Here is a 16,147-nt window from a genome sequence, read left to right on the forward strand (position 1 = left end):
GGCGCTTTTGCATTACTTTGCTTGAATCTTGTTAATCTGCAAAAAGGTCTGTAAAATAGGACAGAGAAAGAATCGGGAGGATTTATAATGAATAGAACGACTCCGGTTGAGGAATTGTTTACTGTTTTTAATGAAACAGCAATGATAATTAAAGAAGAACTGTCTTGTACATATTTAGAAGCATTAGCTGAAACAGGAGAAAATTTGTTTCATGGAAGTATCATACAGGAAGAGCTAAGTGAATTAACGGCTAAAAGGGTAGAAAAAAGTTATGAATCGATTCAAATGGACAACTTTACTAAAGAAGAGATACGGAAGTCCTTTCAGCTCGTGATTCTTAAAGGGATGAACGAAATGATACAGCCCAATCACCAGATGACACCCGATGCTGTTGGACTGCTCATAGGCTATCTCGTTAATAAGTTTGTACAAAAAAATGAGTACCGTTTACTGGATCCTGCAGTTGGAACTGGAAACCTTTTAACAACAGTCATCAATCAGCAGCAAAACAAAACTGTCCATGCGACTGGGATTGAAATTGATGATATTTTAATTAGGCTTAGTTATGTAAACGCAAATCTACAGCAGCACCCACTACGTCTTTTTAATCAAGATAGTTTGGAGCCATTGTTTATTGAAGAGGCAGATGCTGTTGTAAGTGATTTGCCTGTTGGATATTATCCGAATGACGTGAGAGCGGCAGACTATGAAATAAAAGCCGATCAAGGCCATACATATGCACATCACCTGTTCATTGAGCAGAGCATTCGCCATGTGAAAGAAGGCGGCTATTTATTTTTCATCGTTCCAAATGGTCTATTTGAAAGCGAACAGGCACCCAAGCTTCACGATTTTATAAAGAAGAATGCAAACATACAAGGTCTTTTGCAGTTGCCTCTCTCTCTCTTCAAAAATGAAACAGCAGCCAAAAGTATCTTTATTCTTCAGAAAAAAGGAGAAGGTGTGAAGCCGCCAAAGCAAGTGCTCCTTGCTAATCTCCCTAGCTTGTCTAAGACGAATGAGGTCGAGAAAATACTGCTAAAAATCGATGGATGGTATAAGGAAAATAAATAAGAAAGAAGCCGATTTTCCTCCGGCTTCTTTCTTCATGTTAGTTTTAAATGGAAATTAAGAGATATTAATAGCATCTATAGTTCAAAATAAGAGAGACCTATAAGAGCCAATATAAAGGAGCGGTTGAAAGATGGCGAAAATTATAGCGATAAATGCTGGTAGTTCCTCATTGAAATTTCAGTTGTTTGATATGCCGAGTGAAGAAGTTATCACAAAAGGTTTAATAGAGAGAATTGGACAGAGTACAGGGGTATTTAATATATTTGCAAATGGCAAAAAAATTAAAGAAACAGCTATAATTCCTGATCATGATGCAGCTGTTGCTCTTCTGCTAAATAAATTAACAGCATTAAAAATTATCCATTCATTAAATGAAATTGAGGGCATTGGCCACCGAGTCGCACATGGTGGAGAAGAGTTTTCTGATTCTGCGATAATAACGGATGAGGTTCAGACGAGAATTGAAGAATATTCAGAGCTAGCCCCTCTCCATAATCCGGCTAATATTGCTGGGATAAATGCATTTAAGCAAGTGCTGCCAAAGGTGCCGGCAGTGGCGGTGTTTGATACAGCTTTTCACCAGACAATGCCAGAGAACTCTTTCCTGTACAGTCTTCCCTATGAATATTATAAAAAATATGGAATTAGAAAATATGGCTTCCATGGTACCTCTCATAAGTATGTATCACAGCGGGCCGCCAGCATGCTTGGACGCTCTCTTAACCAGCTGCGTTTAATTTCATGCCATCTTGGGAATGGAGCTAGTATTGCGGCCATTCAAGGCGGGAAGTCGATTGATACTTCTATGGGGTTCACTCCGTTAGCTGGGGTAACAATGGGAACCCGTTCTGGAAATATCGATCCTGCATTAATTCCATTCATTATGGAAAAAACGAATAAATCAGCAGACGAAGTGCTGGATGTTCTAAACAAAAAGAGCGGAATGCTAGCATTATCCGGGTTCTCAAGTGACATTCGTGATATTGAAATGGAAGCTGCAGAGGGAAATGACAGAGCGAAATTAGCACTGGAAGTGTTTGCAAATAAAATTCATAAATACATTGGTTCTTATGCGGCACGTATGTCTGGTGTTGATGCGATTATCTTCACAGCTGGTATTGGTGAAAATAGTGACGTCATTCGTAAACGAATTCTTCATGGTTTAGAATTTATGGGAGTTTACTGGGATCCTTCACTTAATAAAGTACGAGGAGAGGAAGCTTTTATCAACTATCCTCATTCACCAGTTAAAGTGCTAGTCATTCCAACGAACGAGGAAGTGATGATTGCGAGGGATGTTGTAAGACTTGCTCATATATAAGTAGAAGAATTTCCCACTTAAGTTATGCTATACTAATAAAAAAAGTATTTTGAATGGAGGAAAACAGCATGGCTTTGACCGAACGGGAACAAAAGGTCTGGTCCGAAATTCAAGAGTGGGAAAACAAACTTTACAGCTACGAATCAAATGATTTTGAATTAACTTATGAAAAATACATGGAGAAATCCTTTCATTTACTTCCGGAAAATATTCAGCAGCAAGTTTTTAGTGCATTGGATAATTGGATGTTTCATCTTCACGCCTTAATACAAGGATCACAGCTTCAACTAGATGCTAAAGAAAGGATCCTACAGGCAGGCAGAGTATTTAATGTACAAATCGAAAGCGTAGTAGACCTACAATTATTAACGATTGATCAGCTTCAATACATAGCCGAGCAGCAAATTGCCCGTCACCGGCTTTATTCCTTTGCACAGGGAGGCTTAGCTGGAACAGGAAGTTCACTTATGCTTGGTGCAGATATTCCCGCAATGGCTGTCATCAATTTAAGAGTTGTTCAGCTCATTGCGATGACATATGGAATAGAGGTAAATACCCCTTATGAAATGATGAGTTCTCTTAAAGTTTTTCATGCTGCCACCCTTCCTTCGCGCATGCAAATGAGGGCTTGGGAAGAATTAATTAGTGAATTGCAAAATGAACAGGAATTTTATTTCTATGAGGGGAAAGAGGAAATTGCAGATGTCTCCTGGATGGAACAGCCTGTGAAACAGTTATTAAAAGGTGTAGCGATATACATGTTTCGAAATAAATTTATCCAAGGAATTCCGTTAATTAGTATGGCTATTGGTGCTGGGATAAATTATCAGCTTACACGAAAAGTAACCGAGTTTGCTCACAAATATTATCAATATCGATACTTGTATAAGAAAGGGGAAGACGCCTCTTGAGTACAATGGAACATAAGATGGAAGCACCAAAGCAGGTCACCTGTAAAGTGATCACTGTTAGTGATACTCGTGATAAAGTAACCGATAAAAGCGGGAAGCTAATGATTGAACGATTACAAGAGGAAGGCCATATTGTAAAGGACTATGTAATCGTGATAGATGATGCAGTTGAGCTTCGGACGGAGGTTCTAAAGGGTTGCGAAGATCCAGAAATTGATGTCGTGCTTACGAATGGAGGAACTGGCATCGCCCTCCGTGACATAACGATTGAAACCGTCAAGGAATTATTCGATAAAGAAATTATCGGCTTTGGTGAACTATTTAGAATGCTTAGCTATCAAGAAGATATTGGATCTGCTGCCATTCTTTCGAGAGCCGTTGCTGGTGTTGTGAAAAATAAGGCTGTATTTTCAACACCAGGCTCTTCAGGTGCAGTGCGCTTAGCGATGAATAAACTGATTTTACCTGAGATTGGGCATGTGGTTAGGGAATTAAAAAAGGATTTGTAAAATAAAGAAAGAAGAAATCCACTTGATTAACATTATATGGATTTCTTCTTTTTATTTATAAATGAGCTTTTTCAGAAATATCCTGATGAGTCCTATACCAAAGCCACAGATCGTTAATGATGGAGGCGAGCTCAGAAATCTCGCTGTTCAGCTCACAAGATTTAATGAAATTTTCCTCATCATTAAGCTGTGCCTGCTTTATATTAATTAATTCCTCAAGTTCAGCGATTCGATCAGGAATTCTTCCCCTGGTAATCTCCCATCGATATAAAATATGCTGCTTTATCTTATCTGAGTAAAGGTCCCATTCCTGATCGAAGGAAGGAATGGAGATACCAAGCCGTTCATTGTGTGAAAAATACTCCACCATTTATTAATCCTCCAAGTCTGTAATGCTTACATTCTACTATATTCAGTTCTTGCGTTCCACGGATTATTCCCTTTTGCAGCATTTTAATAAGTTAACCTTTAAATGGGAATACCTTAACAGTAACGAAAGAACTACGTTGAATTCCTGCTAAGCTCTTATAAGAGTTCAATTGAGGGGAAAATGACCTATTTATTAACTAAGGCATTTACAAGCCCATTTATGCTGGATAAGATTAAAATAGTTTTAGAATATTCTGTAATTGAGGAGGAATAGAATGAAAAACTATTTGATCAGATTCATTATCATTATTTTGGCTTTAGGCATCATAATGCCATGGAGCTCAATTGGCCACGCCACTTTAACAAGTCAAGCAGAAATAGCCTTATCCAATCAAAATATGCTCAGCAATCCTACTAAGGAGGAGAAAGTTAAGTATCCAACCTTAAAGAAAGCTGGGAAGCCAGAGGAGGCGGGATTTTCATCTCAAAAACTGCGACAAGTGGATCAGTTAATTGAACAGGAGATAAATAACGGATTCCCAGGAGCTGCACTAGTAGTCGTTAAAGACGGAAAAATAGTTAAAAATACAGCCTATGGCTATGCGAAAAAATATGAAGGACACGACCTATTAAAGCATCCTCAAAAAATGAAAGTGGATACGATGTTTGATTTGGCTTCCAATACAAAAATGTATTCTGTCAACTATGCGCTGCAGCATTTAGTTAGTGAAGGGAAAATCGATTTAAACGAGACTATTCAGCACTACTTCCCATCCTTCAAAGATCATCCATCAGATAAAATTAAAGGAAAAGATCATCTTCGGATTATCGATCTCCTCCATCATACGGCCGGTTTTCCATCAAGTGTTCATTACCATAATCCAGTAAGAGCGGGGGAATTATACTCCCAGGATCGTTCAACAACCTTGGAAATGATCTTAAAAACTCCTCTTCAAAATGTGCCAGGCACCACTGTGGTCTATAGTGATATAGATTATATGCTTCTTGGATTTATCATCGAAAAAGTAACAGGATTGCCATTAGACCAATACGTTGAAACGCATATTTATAAACCTTTAGGGCTAAAATCAACAATGTTCAACCCCCTTAGTAAAGGTTTTAAAGAAAAGGATTTTGCTGCCACTGAGTTAATGGGAAATACACGTGATGGCGTCATTTCGTTTCCTAATATAAGAACTTATACATTACAAGGTGAAGTCCACGATGAGAAGTCTTTCTATTCTATGGGCGGTGTTTCTGGGCACGCAGGCTTATTTTCCACAACCGGAGATCTAGCTGTATTGCTCCAAGTCATGCTGAATGATGGTGGGTATGGGAAAGTAAAACTTTTTGATAAAGAAACGATTGATCTATTTGTTCAACCATCTGAGATGAATCCTACATATGGTTTAGGGTGGAGAATAAATTCGAATGATAGCATGAAATGGATGTTCAGCGAGTATGCTAATCATCAAGTAATTGGTCATACTGGGTGGACTGGGACGATAACAGTGATTGACAGAGAAAATAATTTAGCTATTGCGTTATTAACAAATAAAAAGCATTCTCCAGTTATTGATCCAATGGTCGATTCAAACAGATTTTATGGAGACACATTTGATATAAGTCAATATGGAAGTATTGTTACAGCTGTTTATGAAGCAATGAATAAATAGACCGAAGAAGCAGAATTCCCCAGATTCTGCTTCTTCTTATTTTGTTTAAAAACATAAATTTATTTTTATACATTTTTTGAAAAAAAATATTGATTTTGATCGAAATTATGATAATATAATACATTATAAATGAATAAACATTACAAAACATGAATAAATATTCGATAAATATTAGGAGGAATTACAACATGTCAAATCCAAAAGTTGTTCTTGCCTATTCAGGCGGATTAGATACTTCAGTAGCAATCAAGTGGTTAGAGGAGCAAGGATATGCAGTTGTTGCTTGCTGTTTAGATGTTGGTGAAGGCAAGGATTTAGCCTTCATCCAGGAAAAAGCTTTAACAGTTGGTGCTGTAGAATCATATGTAATTGATGCTAAAGAAGAGTTTGCGAATGAATATGCATTAATGGCTCTTCAAGCTCATGCATTATATGAAGGTGTTTATCCGCTAGTATCTGCACTTTCTCGTCCACTTATCGCGAAGAAGCTAGTAGAAGTGGCTGAAAAAGAGGGAGCAGTAGCTGTAGCTCACGGATGTACTGGTAAAGGAAATGACCAAGTTCGTTTCGAGGTAGCTATTCATGCATTAAATCCAGAATTAGAAGTATTAGCGCCAGTTCGTGAGTGGAAATGGTCTCGTGAGGAAGAGATTGAGTATGCAAAGCAAAAGAATATTCCAATTCCTATTAATCTAGATTCTCCATTCTCAATCGACCAAAACTTATGGGGAAGAAGCAATGAGTGCGGAATTTTAGAAGATCCTTGGGCAGCACCGCCTGAAGAAGCTTATGAATTAACTTCTAGTCTTGAAAATGCACCTGATACACCAGATATTGTAGAAGTCGGCTTTGAACAGGGGGTTCCTGTTAGCTTGAACGGAAAACAATATCCATTGGCTGAGCTTATTTTAGAGTTAAACTCCCTTGCTGGTAAACACGGTGTTGGCCGTATCGACCACGTTGAAAACCGTTTAGTAGGAATTAAATCTCGTGAAGTGTATGAGTGCCCAGGCGCAATGACATTAATTAAAGCACATAAAGAGCTCGAAGATTTAACACTTGTTAAAGAAGTAGCTCATTTTAAACCAAATATCGAAAAGAAAATCGCAGAGCTTATCTATGAAGGCTTATGGTTCTCACCATTAAGAAAAGCATTAGCAGCTTTCTTAGAAGAAACTCAAAAGTTTGTAACTGGTACAGTTCGTGTAAAGTTATTTAAAGGACATGCAATTGTTGAAGGAAGAAAATCTCCATATTCTTTATACGATGAAAAGCTTGCTACTTATACATCTGATGATGAATTTGATCATAATGCAGCAGTTGGTTTTATTAAGCTTTGGGGATTACCAACAAAGGTTCAAAGCATTGTTCAGCAAAACAAGAAGGTGAACGTGTGAAAAAACTATGGGGCGGACGTTTCACAAAATCAGCTGAGGAATGGGTAGACGAATTTGGCGCATCGATTTCCTTTGACCAGGAACTAGTTATGGAAGATATTGAGGGCAGCATCGCTCATGTCACCATGCTTGCCAAATGCGGAATCATTTCTGAAGAAGAAGCAGCCAAGATTAAAAGTGGCCTTGAGCAATTAAAGGAAAAAGCAGCAAGCGATGAATTAGCTTATTCAGTGAAGCTAGAAGATATCCATTTAAATATAGAAAGCTATTTAACAGAGCTTGTAGGTCCTGTTGGGGGAAAGCTTCATACTGCACGCAGCCGTAATGATCAGGTTGCTACCGACATGCACTTATATTTACGCAATCAGGTTCAAGTGATAATTGAGTTAATTGAGGAAATGCAGCAAGCATTATTAGAGCAAGCAGAAGCAAATGTTGAAACGGTCATGCCAGGCTATACACATCTTCAGCGTGCCCAGCCAATCTCATTTGCTCACCATTTAATGGCTTATTTCTGGATGCTTGAGCGTGATAAAGAACGTTTCACGGAAAGTGTCAAAAGAATTAACTTGTCCCCGCTTGGTGCTGGAGCGCTTGCGGGAACAACCTTCCCAATTGATCGTCATCTAAGTGCAGAATTGCTGGGATTTGAAGGAATTTACGAGAATAGCCTTGATGCTGTAAGTGACCGTGATTTCATTCTAGAGTTTTTATCTGGCAGCTCGATTTTTATGATGCACTTATCTAGATTAAGCGAGGAATTTATTCTTTGGTCCAGCCAAGAATTCAAGTTTATTGAGCTTGATGATAGCTTTGCAACTGGAAGCAGCATTATGCCGCAAAAGAAAAATCCGGATATGGCTGAGTTAATCCGCGGTAAAACAGGACGGGTTTATGGGAATTTAATGGGGCTATTAACAGTGTTAAAAGGACTCCCGCTTGCTTACAATAAGGATATGCAAGAGGATAAGGAAGGCATGTTCGATACTGTTAAGACAGTAACAGGCTCCCTTAAAATTTTTGCCGGCATGATCCGTACGATGACAGTCAATACCGATCAAATGGAAAAGGCAACGAAAACTGATTTTTCAAATGCAACGGAGCTAGCTGATTATTTATCAAGCAAAGGGATTCCTTTCAGAGAAGCTCATGAAATTGTAGGAAAGCTAGTGTTAACATGTGTGAATAAAGGCTGTTTTCTTGCCGATTTATCATTAGAAGAATTTGTAGAAGCACATCCATTATTTGAAAATGATATTTATGAAGTATTAGATCCTGTAACAGCTGTGAAGAGGCGTAATAGTGCTGGCGGAACTGGCTTTAAACAAATCATGACTGCGATTGAAAAAGCGAAGGAATTAATAGTTAAAAAATAAGCTGAAAAAGGAGTGCCGGCTCTAGTCCGCACTCCTTTTTTTATACATTTAGGTTACTTTTCCACTCTTTTAATATAAATTCACGTGTCTTTTCAATCGCTGCTGGATCATTGTCAGCGAGCTGCTGAGCCTCCACCAAAGATTCCGCACGGAAAATAATTAAACCACCTGTATGGTCAGTAAACGGCCCTTTTGCAATAATTTTTCCCTTTTCAATTAAATCATTAAGATAATCAATATGCTCTTTACGGATAGCTTCGTCCTTTGCGGGGTCAGTGGTTTTCATTAAAGCAATAAAATAGTTCATCTTAATATCCTCCTGTTTTTTGACAAATTAGAATAATTAGTTTTATATTAACATGTAATCAGAGAAAAATATGGATTTTATGGTAAAATGGAGCATTTTTATCATTTAAAATCAAACTTTATATAAATAGATTGTGAGGGTGTGTGATTTGTTTATTGGAAAATTACGGTATTTAGTAAGTGGAATTTAACAATTTGAAATCAAATCTTCTTCGTGTAATTTAGTAAAATCCGCTGGGGCAAATAGTGTAATATATTTAATTGTAAACCCTTTTGTTTTTTATTTTTTTTCTCCAGTAGTAATAAGCGTAAGCACCTATTGAAAGCAAAATAAAGGGAATAATTATCATGCTGAATTTCGAAAGATAATGTTCTACCTGATGCCAATTTTGTCCAAGAACTTTTCCAGCAGTAATAAACGTAAAAGCCCAGAAGATGGCTCCCGAATAAGCGAATAATGCAAATTTTTTATAGGAATAGCAATTAATACCCGCTAGATAAGCAGTAATATGACGGACTCCAGGGATAAAATAACCAATAAAAAGAAGGAATGGACCAAATTGATTATATAACTTTTTTGCTTTATTTATCTTGTTGTCATTGATATGAAATTTAGGACCGAATTTTTGTAAAAAAGGCAGCCCTAACTTAATTCCTAGTAAGTAGCTTAAAGAAATCCCCCCAATTGCACCAGTAAAAGCACTAAGAAGAGAGGGGATATAAGTAAGTTTTCCTTGAAAAACATTGAATCCAACATATGTAAGCAGCACCTCATCAGGAATTGGCAGCCCGATAATGCCCCCGATTAATGCCAGAATAATTCCCAGATAGCCATAATGTTCAATAAGATGATTGATATGATTAATCAAATAAATGTCCCGCCTATATTAAAAGTTTCTTATAAGTATTTGTTAGTTCTTGAAAATTATTAAACCAAATGTGGAGAATTTCTAGAGTTACTGAAGTAAAAAAATGATGCTAGGGATTTTTCCCATGCATCATTTGGGTTATATTTATTCTTCATCCTTACTTGTACGTACTACAAGAACGTCACACTTTGCATAGCGAACGATGTTTTCAGAAACGCTGCCGATTAGGAATCTTTCCATGGCATTCAATCCTGTTGCCCCGCAAATAATGAGATCGACATTTTGCTTCTTCGCCATATCCTTTGGAATGATGACTTTTGGAGAACCGTAATCTATTACATACTCTACCTTTGCAACTCCCGATTCCATTGCTTCACTCTTATATTTTTCCATTAACTCTCTAGCGAACATATCTGCTCTTTCGGAAATTGTGCGATCGTATGCTTCGACTGTGGCGAAAGTACGTGTATCGATGATGTGGGCTAAAGTAATTTGGGCGTCATTTCTTTTAGCAACTTCAATTGCTTTTTTAAATGCCCATTCTGCTTCTGTTGAACCGTCTACAGCTACTAATATATTTTTATATTTCACCCCCATAAATATCTCCTCCTTTTCCTTTATTATACAGTACCAAAATGTGTATATCTGTAACAAAAAATCGAACAATAAGACAGTTCATTAAAAACTTTAATAAGGAGTTGTTAGAAGAATGGAGAAGCGTGATCCAAAAGCACAAGCAAATTATTTCTTTAATGAAGAAGGACAAAATGAGGTAAGCGAGCAAATTATGGATGCCTATAATAGTGGTGTCATTGAACAGTCGGATGCAACTTTTAATTTAACTGATAATGAGGCCGCTGAAGGAGAAGTCTGACAGTGGAAAAAACTTTATGACATAATCTCAAAATGTATGCAGCTAGAAAAATGGTTCCATTTTTTTTAGCTGCTTTTTCATTCGCATGTAGAACAAATCATTCATAATTTAAAAGAGGAATTTTGTCCTGATTTGTAGAAATATCACTTATTCAATATCTCCCCTTTTCCAAACCTTCGAAATAAAAGGATAAGGAAGTGTATTATATGTTTTTTAAGCCACGATGTGAACCAGAAGAATTAAGAATTATGAGGCATTTGCATGCAAGGATGAATTTAAATGAGAAGGAGGTAAATAACTTTTTAACTATGGAAAAAGGCTACGATGGAGAGAAAAAGTTTGATAAGTTGTTGGAAGGTATTTCTGATGATTGTATAATCCTCAATGATTTGTTATTGGAACAAAGCAATAGTATTTTTCAAATCGATTCATTATTAATCTATGACGAAACAATTCATATTATTAATATAAAGAATTATGAAAGTGATTATTATATTGACAGTGAAAAGTGGTTTAGAGTTTCGAATAAAAAGGAGATATCAAATCCATTTTTCCAATTAAACCGTAGTGAGTCATTGATGAGGCGATTGCTTAAGGACATAGGATATAATGTACAAATAAAAGCCTATATCATTTTTATAAACCCTGATTTTGTACTATATCAGGCCCCGCTAAATCTGCCTATTATTTTCTCTTCGCAACTTAATCGATTTCTTAATCAATTTAAAACGAGGATTGCCGTACAGAAAGAAAAATACTTCGTACTTGCAGAAAAAATAACTTCTCTCCATATAAAAAATTCACCATATATGAACCTACCAGAATACTCATATGAACAACTTATAAAAGGGATAACATGTCAGACATGTTATACTTTTATTTCGGAAGTGAGTAAGGACAAAATCGCATGCAATGAGTGTGGATTTCAGGAAGATTTTCAAAGTGCAATTATACGCAGTGTGGAAGAGTATAGACTCTTGTTTCCATTAAGAAAGATTACTACAGAGGATATCTGGGAGTGGTGTAAAGTGATTGACTCTAGGAAAACCATTCGAAGAATATTAAAAAGAAACTTTAATCTAATCGGGTATGGTAAATCTTCACATTATATAGATTATTAAGTGTGAATAGAAGTACTACATTCTTATTTGATGTCCTAACATAACGAAAAAAGCCAAAAGCGGTCACCAACCACTTCCAATGGTGCCCGCACAATCAAATATTTCCACCCAATGGTAACTAATGTCCTCCAATGGTGCCTGTGACGATAGGAAAAAGCCAAAAGCGGTCACCAATCACTGCTAATGGTGCCCGCTCAATCAAAAATTTTCACCCAATGGTAACTAATGACCTCCAATGGTGCCCGTGACGATAGGAAAAAGCCGAAAGCGGTCACCAATCACTGTCAATGGTGCCCGCTCAAACAAAAATTTCCAACCAACGGTAACCGAGGCCAAATTTTAAAGTAACTATTTAATAATCTGCAGTTCTTTCGGGAATTTCGTTAAAATTTCTACGCCGTTAGCTGTTACATAAATATCATCTTCAATTCTAACCCCGGCAACATCAGGAACATAGATGCCAGGCTCAATTGTATAAACCATTCCTTCTTCTAGCAGGAGCGGATTTGTCTCAGTTAAGGAAGGATATTCATGCACGCTAATCCCAAGTCCATGGCCTAATCGATGAGGAAAATATTCGCCGTAGCCAGCATCAGCAATAATCTTTCTTGCTGTTAAATCAACTTCGGAGCATGAAACACCGGGCTTACTTGCTTCAACTGCGGCCAGCTGTGCCTTTAAAACTGTATCATAAATCTCTCTTTGCTTATCATTAATATCTCCGTAGGCAACTGTTCTAGTAATGTCTGAACAATAGCCATCCACAACTACCCCTAGATCGAAAAGAACGAAATCTCCATTTTTAATTTTCGTCAATCCTGGTGTTCCATGAGGAGATGCTGCATTTATTCCAGTAAGAACCATCGTAGAGAACGACATTTCTGTAACGCCTTTTTTCTTCAAGGCAAATTCAACAGCTGCAATGATCTCTAATTCTGATTTCCCTTCTTTTATTTCAGCACATCCTACTTCAACAGCATAATCTGCCAATGCACAAGCTTCGCGAATAATGCTTAGCTCTTTTTCATCCTTTACCATCCGAAGCTTTCTTAACTTTTCCTCCGCCGAAATAAATCTTGCCCCATTAAACAATTGAGTAAGAATTTCAAAGCGTTCAACATTCATATGTTCTTTTTCTATCGCGATGTGATCAACGGATTTCAAACGGCCGAAGATTGATTTATGTATCATTTCCCATGGATTTTCGATATCACTGTAAGAAATAATCTCATTGTTCCAGCCTGCATTTTTTGCATCCGTTTTATCCAATGCAGGGCAAACGAGAAAAGGCTCTTCTTCTTGAAAAACGGCTAAGCCTAGAAGGCGTTCATGAGGATCACTTAAGAAACCACTAAAATAAAAAACATTTTCAGGTGACGTCACAAAGCAAACTTGTACATTATTTTCTTTCATCCAGCTGGATAATTTCTGTAATCTGCTATTCATCATTACCCTCCTTGTAATTAAAGCTCTTCGCTAATATTAAAAGATTAGCAACTAAATGGAGAAAAGTAAACTTTTAGAAAAGTGTAAAATAGGGTAGTGTATAGAAAGCAGGAAAACAAAAACTTCCGTTGAATCAATTACATAGCGTAAAAGTAGAAAGGGGAAGAGAAATGAAAGTATCATTTCATGGTCATTCTGTTCTGAAAATAGAGTCACAAGGGAAAACAATTTTAATAGATCCGTTTATTACTGGAAACGAATTAACAGATTTAAAGGTGGATGAAGTTAAACCTGATGTTATTGTTGTGACCCATGGACATGGGGACCACCTGGGAGATACCGTTGAATTGGCTAAAAGGCATAATGCTCTCGTTATTGCCAATTTTGAGCTTGCAACCTATTTAAGCTGGCAAGGTGTGAATACTCACGCAATGAGTATAGGTGGTGCTTATCAGTTTGATTTTGGAAAGGTAAAATTGACACCTGCTTTTCACGGAACTGGACTAGAGACAGAAAACAATGAAATCATTTATTTAGGCATGCCAGCGGGAGTGCTGATCACTATTGAAAATAAAACGATTTATCACGCAGGCGATACAGGTCTATTCTCCGATATGAAATTAATCGGTGACCGGCATCCGATTGATCTTGCATTTTTACCAATTGGAGATAATTTTACAATGGGGCCAGAGGACGCAGCCTATGCGGCGGGCTTGTTGAGTGCTAAGAAAGTAGTACCGATACATTATAATACGTTCCCGCCAATCAGACAGGATCCACAAAAATTTGCAGAAATGCTTGAACCAGGTGTTGTTCAAGTACTTCAGGTGGGAGATTCTATTCAATTATAAAATTGCAGTGCAGCTGATTTAAGCTGCGCTGTTTTTTTTCGTAGTTTTTCTTGATGTATTTCATTATATCCCCCTTCAAAGCAAAAGAAATCCATACATTTTCCAAGCATGTCCGCATACATATAAATGAAGAAGCATCATTAGGAGGAAAAAGGAATGAAAAAAAATCGATATTTATTATGTTTGCTTGTTTGTGGCTTTCTTCTTTATTTTGCAGTTCCAAGACTTAACATTTTCGGCGAAGGTTTGGAAGGAATATTTGCCATTAGCTGGCTAGCCTTCGCACTTATTGTCATTGCTGGAAATTTAACTTCATTGCTATACTCACCTAAGAAATCTGTACCAAGTACTAGCATACAAGTCCAAGAAAGAAAGAGATCAAGAGCTATTAATCGCTAATATTAAAATATTTAGGACGTTCATCACATCGAATTGAAATAAAGGCGTTTCTAACCTTATAATGAAGATATAGGAATTATTGAAAAAGGGTGAACGTCTTGGCTACAAAACATGAACAAATTTTGCAATATATCGATGAATTGCCTGTCGGAGAGAAAATATCAGTTAGACAAATCGCCAAGGCACTGAGCGTCAGCGAAGGGACAGCTTACCGGGCTATTAAGGATGCAGAGAACAAAGGTTATGTCAGTACGATTGAACGGGTTGGTACGATTCGGATAGAGCGGAAGAAGAAAGAAAATATTGAAAAGCTAACTTTTGCCGAGGTTGTTAATATTGTTGATGGCCAGGTTTTAGGCGGAAGAGATGGTTTGCATAAAACATTGAGTAAATTTGTAATCGGGGCCATGAAACTAGAGGCCGTGATGCGGTACACTGACGCAGGCAGCTTGCTCATTGTCGGAAATCGAACGCAAATACATGAATCTGCACTTAAGGCAGGTGCAGCTGTACTTATTACTGGCGGTTTTGATACAGAGGAAAGTGTAAAAAAACTCGCTGATCAATTGCAGATGCCTATTATTTCAAGCAGCTATGATACATTTACTGTAGCAACGATGATCAACCGGGCTATTTATGATCAGCTGATTAAAAAGGAGATTGTCCTTGTAGAGGATATATTAACTCCTCTTGAAAAAACGGTATACGTCAAACCAACTGATAAAGTTTCAGATTGGCTTCAATTTAATAAAGAAACAAATCATGGACGGTTCCCGGTAGTCGATAAAAATTTAAAGGTAATTGGTATGGTTACATCTAAGGATATTATGGGGCATGATCCCGATACACAAATTGATAAGCTAATGACCAAGAATCCAATGACTGTCGGGAAACAAACAAGTGTTGCTTCCTCTTCGCACATGATGGTTTGGGAAGGAATTGAGGTCCTCCCGGTTGTAGATGATTCGAATAGGCTTGAAGGAATCATAACCAGACAGGATGTGTTAAAGGCACTGCAAATGATTCAGCGTCAGCCCCAAGTCGGTGAAACGATTGATGATATTGTGACCAATCAACTTGTGCTAATGAGGGGGAAGACAAAAGGGGAAGATGTGTACCGCTGTGAGGTTACGCCACAGATGACCAATCATCTTGGTACCATTTCTTATGGAGTATTTACAACAATCGTTTCAGAAGCCGCCAATCGAGTGCTGCGAAATTATAAAAAAGGTGACTTAGTTGTCGAGAATATGACCATTTATTTCCTTAAACCCGTACAAATTGAGAGTATGCTAGAGGTTTATCCACGTGTACTAGAAGTAGGACGGAAATTCGGGAAAGTTGATGTAGAGGTCTACAATGAAGGTGTTCTCGTTGGCAAGGCTATGATGATGTGTCAATTGATTGAGAGATAAGAAAAGCGGAAGTACTTTGGCACTAAAGCTAGACAAAGATAAAAGCCGTTCCATAAAGGAGCGGCTTTAAAAAATTATTATTCTTTTGCTTCATTTGCCGCAATCGGTAAATAATATTTATAGGCTTTAAGGCCGGCGAAAATAGTAAAGGCTCCTAATAGAAAAAAGATTCCACCGATAATATAAGTAGCTGTATTTCCATTTAGAAAAAACTGGTTTAAGCCATATAATCC

Annotated in this window: 18 protein-coding genes; 12 read left to right on the forward strand and 6 right to left on the reverse strand. The window is 37.4% G+C overall.

Going from position 1 to position 16,147, the window contains the following annotated elements; translation table 11 throughout:
* The first annotated feature begins 87 nt into the window (after window positions 1–87).
* The 4 genes from V7164_RS08955 to V7164_RS08970 all read left to right on the forward strand — a co-directional run bounded on the left by V7164_RS08955 (window position 88) and on the right by V7164_RS08970 (window position 3,815).
* Window positions 88–1,074: a class I SAM-dependent methyltransferase gene (locus V7164_RS08955; protein ID WP_335353937.1), complete on the forward strand. Its 987-nt coding sequence runs from the start codon at window positions 88–90 to the stop codon at window positions 1,072–1,074.
* 130 nt (window positions 1,075–1,204) lie between these two features.
* Entirely contained in the window at window positions 1,205–2,395 is a 1,191-nt protein-coding gene (locus tag V7164_RS08960; protein ID WP_335346481.1) for an acetate kinase, read from the forward strand.
* 68 nt (window positions 2,396–2,463) lie between these two features.
* On the forward strand, window positions 2,464–3,306 hold the full coding sequence (locus V7164_RS08965; RefSeq protein ID WP_335353938.1) for an EcsC family protein: 843 nt from the start codon (window positions 2,464–2,466) through the stop codon (window positions 3,304–3,306).
* Entirely contained in the window at window positions 3,303–3,815 is a 513-nt protein-coding gene (locus V7164_RS08970) for a MogA/MoaB family molybdenum cofactor biosynthesis protein (protein ID WP_335353939.1), read from the forward strand. The genes V7164_RS08965 and V7164_RS08970 overlap by 4 nt, the downstream gene beginning before the upstream one ends.
* A gap of 55 nt (window positions 3,816–3,870) precedes the next feature.
* Here the strand turns inward: V7164_RS08970 and V7164_RS08975 are convergent, their stop codons facing one another.
* On the reverse strand, window positions 3,871–4,185 hold the full coding sequence (locus tag V7164_RS08975) for a hypothetical protein (protein ID WP_335353940.1): 315 nt from the start codon (window positions 4,183–4,185) through the stop codon (window positions 3,871–3,873).
* 397 nt (window positions 4,186–4,582) lie between these two features.
* Here V7164_RS08975 and pbp4b point away from each other — a divergent pair, with 397 nt between their 5' ends.
* The 3 genes from pbp4b to argH all read left to right on the forward strand — a co-directional run bounded on the left by pbp4b (window position 4,583) and on the right by argH (window position 8,633).
* On the forward strand, window positions 4,583–5,860 hold the full coding sequence (gene pbp4b / locus V7164_RS08980; protein ID WP_335353948.1) for a penicillin binding protein PBP4B: 1,278 nt from the start codon (window positions 4,583–4,585) through the stop codon (window positions 5,858–5,860).
* A gap of 188 nt (window positions 5,861–6,048) precedes the next feature.
* Entirely contained in the window at window positions 6,049–7,257 is a 1,209-nt protein-coding gene (locus V7164_RS08985) for an argininosuccinate synthase (RefSeq protein WP_335353941.1), read from the forward strand.
* Window positions 7,254–8,633: an argininosuccinate lyase gene (gene argH, locus V7164_RS08990; protein ID WP_335353942.1), complete on the forward strand. Its 1,380-nt coding sequence runs from the start codon at window positions 7,254–7,256 to the stop codon at window positions 8,631–8,633. Before V7164_RS08985 ends, argH begins: the two co-directional genes overlap by 4 nt.
* 40 nt (window positions 8,634–8,673) lie before the next feature.
* On the opposite strand, the gene V7164_RS08995 is transcribed toward argH, so the two are convergent.
* The 3 genes from V7164_RS08995 to V7164_RS09005 form a co-directional block, all read right to left on the reverse strand.
* Complete coding sequence (locus V7164_RS08995) at window positions 8,674–8,940, reverse strand: YciI family protein (RefSeq protein WP_335346487.1); 267 nt, start codon at window positions 8,938–8,940, stop codon at window positions 8,674–8,676.
* Between the two features lie 256 nt (window positions 8,941–9,196).
* A complete protein-coding gene (locus V7164_RS09000) occupies window positions 9,197–9,805 on the reverse strand; it encodes a DedA family protein (protein ID WP_438824709.1) in 609 nt (202 codons plus the stop codon).
* A gap of 147 nt (window positions 9,806–9,952) precedes the next feature.
* Complete coding sequence (locus V7164_RS09005; RefSeq protein ID WP_335353944.1) at window positions 9,953–10,405, reverse strand: universal stress protein; 453 nt, start codon at window positions 10,403–10,405, stop codon at window positions 9,953–9,955.
* A 112-nt stretch (window positions 10,406–10,517) separates the two neighbouring features.
* On the opposite strand from V7164_RS09005, the gene V7164_RS09010 reads away from it, so the two are divergent.
* Window positions 10,518–10,682, forward strand: coding sequence for a hypothetical protein (locus V7164_RS09010; RefSeq protein WP_335353945.1), 165 nt, complete (start codon window positions 10,518–10,520; stop codon window positions 10,680–10,682).
* A gap of 206 nt (window positions 10,683–10,888) precedes the next feature.
* On the forward strand, window positions 10,889–11,803 hold the full coding sequence (locus V7164_RS09015; protein ID WP_335353946.1) for a nuclease-related domain-containing protein: 915 nt from the start codon (window positions 10,889–10,891) through the stop codon (window positions 11,801–11,803).
* Between the two features lie 348 nt (window positions 11,804–12,151).
* On the opposite strand, the gene V7164_RS09020 is transcribed toward V7164_RS09015, so the two are convergent.
* Window positions 12,152–13,249 (reverse strand): M24 family metallopeptidase, encoded by a 1,098-nt coding sequence (locus V7164_RS09020; protein WP_335353947.1) that lies wholly within the window; start codon window positions 13,247–13,249, stop codon window positions 12,152–12,154.
* 170 nt (window positions 13,250–13,419) lie between these two features.
* Between V7164_RS09020 and V7164_RS09025 the strand changes: the two genes are divergently transcribed.
* From V7164_RS09025 to V7164_RS09035, 3 genes are all read left to right on the forward strand, one after another.
* Complete coding sequence (locus V7164_RS09025) at window positions 13,420–14,100, forward strand: metal-dependent hydrolase (RefSeq protein WP_335346924.1); 681 nt, start codon at window positions 13,420–13,422, stop codon at window positions 14,098–14,100.
* 156 nt (window positions 14,101–14,256) lie between these two features.
* Window positions 14,257–14,499 (forward strand): hypothetical protein, encoded by a 243-nt coding sequence (locus tag V7164_RS09030; RefSeq protein WP_335346923.1) that lies wholly within the window; start codon window positions 14,257–14,259, stop codon window positions 14,497–14,499.
* Window positions 14,500–14,597: 98 nt separating this feature from the next.
* Window positions 14,598–15,914: a CBS domain-containing protein gene (locus V7164_RS09035; RefSeq protein WP_335346922.1), complete on the forward strand. Its 1,317-nt coding sequence runs from the start codon at window positions 14,598–14,600 to the stop codon at window positions 15,912–15,914.
* Window positions 15,915–15,991: 77 nt separating this feature from the next.
* Here the strand turns inward: V7164_RS09035 and V7164_RS25680 are convergent.
* Window positions 15,992–16,147 (reverse strand): YtpI family protein (locus V7164_RS25680; RefSeq protein ID WP_438824710.1); only part of this gene is annotated, 156 nt, incomplete at its 5' end.

This window comes from Bacillus sp. JJ1474, assembly GCF_036965225.1.
Taxonomy (GTDB): Bacteria; Bacillota; Bacilli; order Bacillales; family Cytobacillaceae; genus Cytobacillus.

Excerpts from the sequence above, each read along its gene's own strand:
- V7164_RS08955 (WP_335353937.1), top strand. The coding sequence starts at position 88 with ATGAATAGAACGACTCCGGTTGAGGAATTGTTTACTGTTTTTAATGAA.
- V7164_RS08960 (WP_335346481.1), top strand. The coding sequence starts at position 1,205 with ATGGCGAAAATTATAGCGATAAATGCTGGTAGTTCCTCATTGAAATTT.
- V7164_RS08965 (WP_335353938.1), top strand. The coding sequence starts at position 2,464 with ATGGCTTTGACCGAACGGGAACAAAAGGTCTGGTCCGAAATTCAAGAG.
- V7164_RS08975 (WP_335353940.1), bottom strand. The coding sequence starts at position 4,185 with ATGGTGGAGTATTTTTCACACAATGAACGGCTTGGTATCTCCATTCCT.
- pbp4b (WP_335353948.1), top strand. The coding sequence starts at position 4,583 with ATGCTCAGCAATCCTACTAAGGAGGAGAAAGTTAAGTATCCAACCTTA.
- V7164_RS08985 (WP_335353941.1), top strand. The coding sequence starts at position 6,049 with ATGTCAAATCCAAAAGTTGTTCTTGCCTATTCAGGCGGATTAGATACT.
- V7164_RS08995 (WP_335346487.1), bottom strand. The coding sequence starts at position 8,940 with ATGAACTATTTTATTGCTTTAATGAAAACCACTGACCCCGCAAAGGAC.
- V7164_RS09005 (WP_335353944.1), bottom strand. The coding sequence starts at position 10,405 with ATGGGGGTGAAATATAAAAATATATTAGTAGCTGTAGACGGTTCAACA.
- V7164_RS09010 (WP_335353945.1), top strand. The coding sequence starts at position 10,518 with ATGGAGAAGCGTGATCCAAAAGCACAAGCAAATTATTTCTTTAATGAA.
- V7164_RS09015 (WP_335353946.1), top strand. The coding sequence starts at position 10,889 with ATGTTTTTTAAGCCACGATGTGAACCAGAAGAATTAAGAATTATGAGG.
- V7164_RS09020 (WP_335353947.1), bottom strand. The coding sequence starts at position 13,249 with ATGAATAGCAGATTACAGAAATTATCCAGCTGGATGAAAGAAAATAAT.
- V7164_RS09025 (WP_335346924.1), top strand. The coding sequence starts at position 13,420 with ATGAAAGTATCATTTCATGGTCATTCTGTTCTGAAAATAGAGTCACAA.
- V7164_RS09030 (WP_335346923.1), top strand. The coding sequence starts at position 14,257 with ATGAAAAAAAATCGATATTTATTATGTTTGCTTGTTTGTGGCTTTCTT.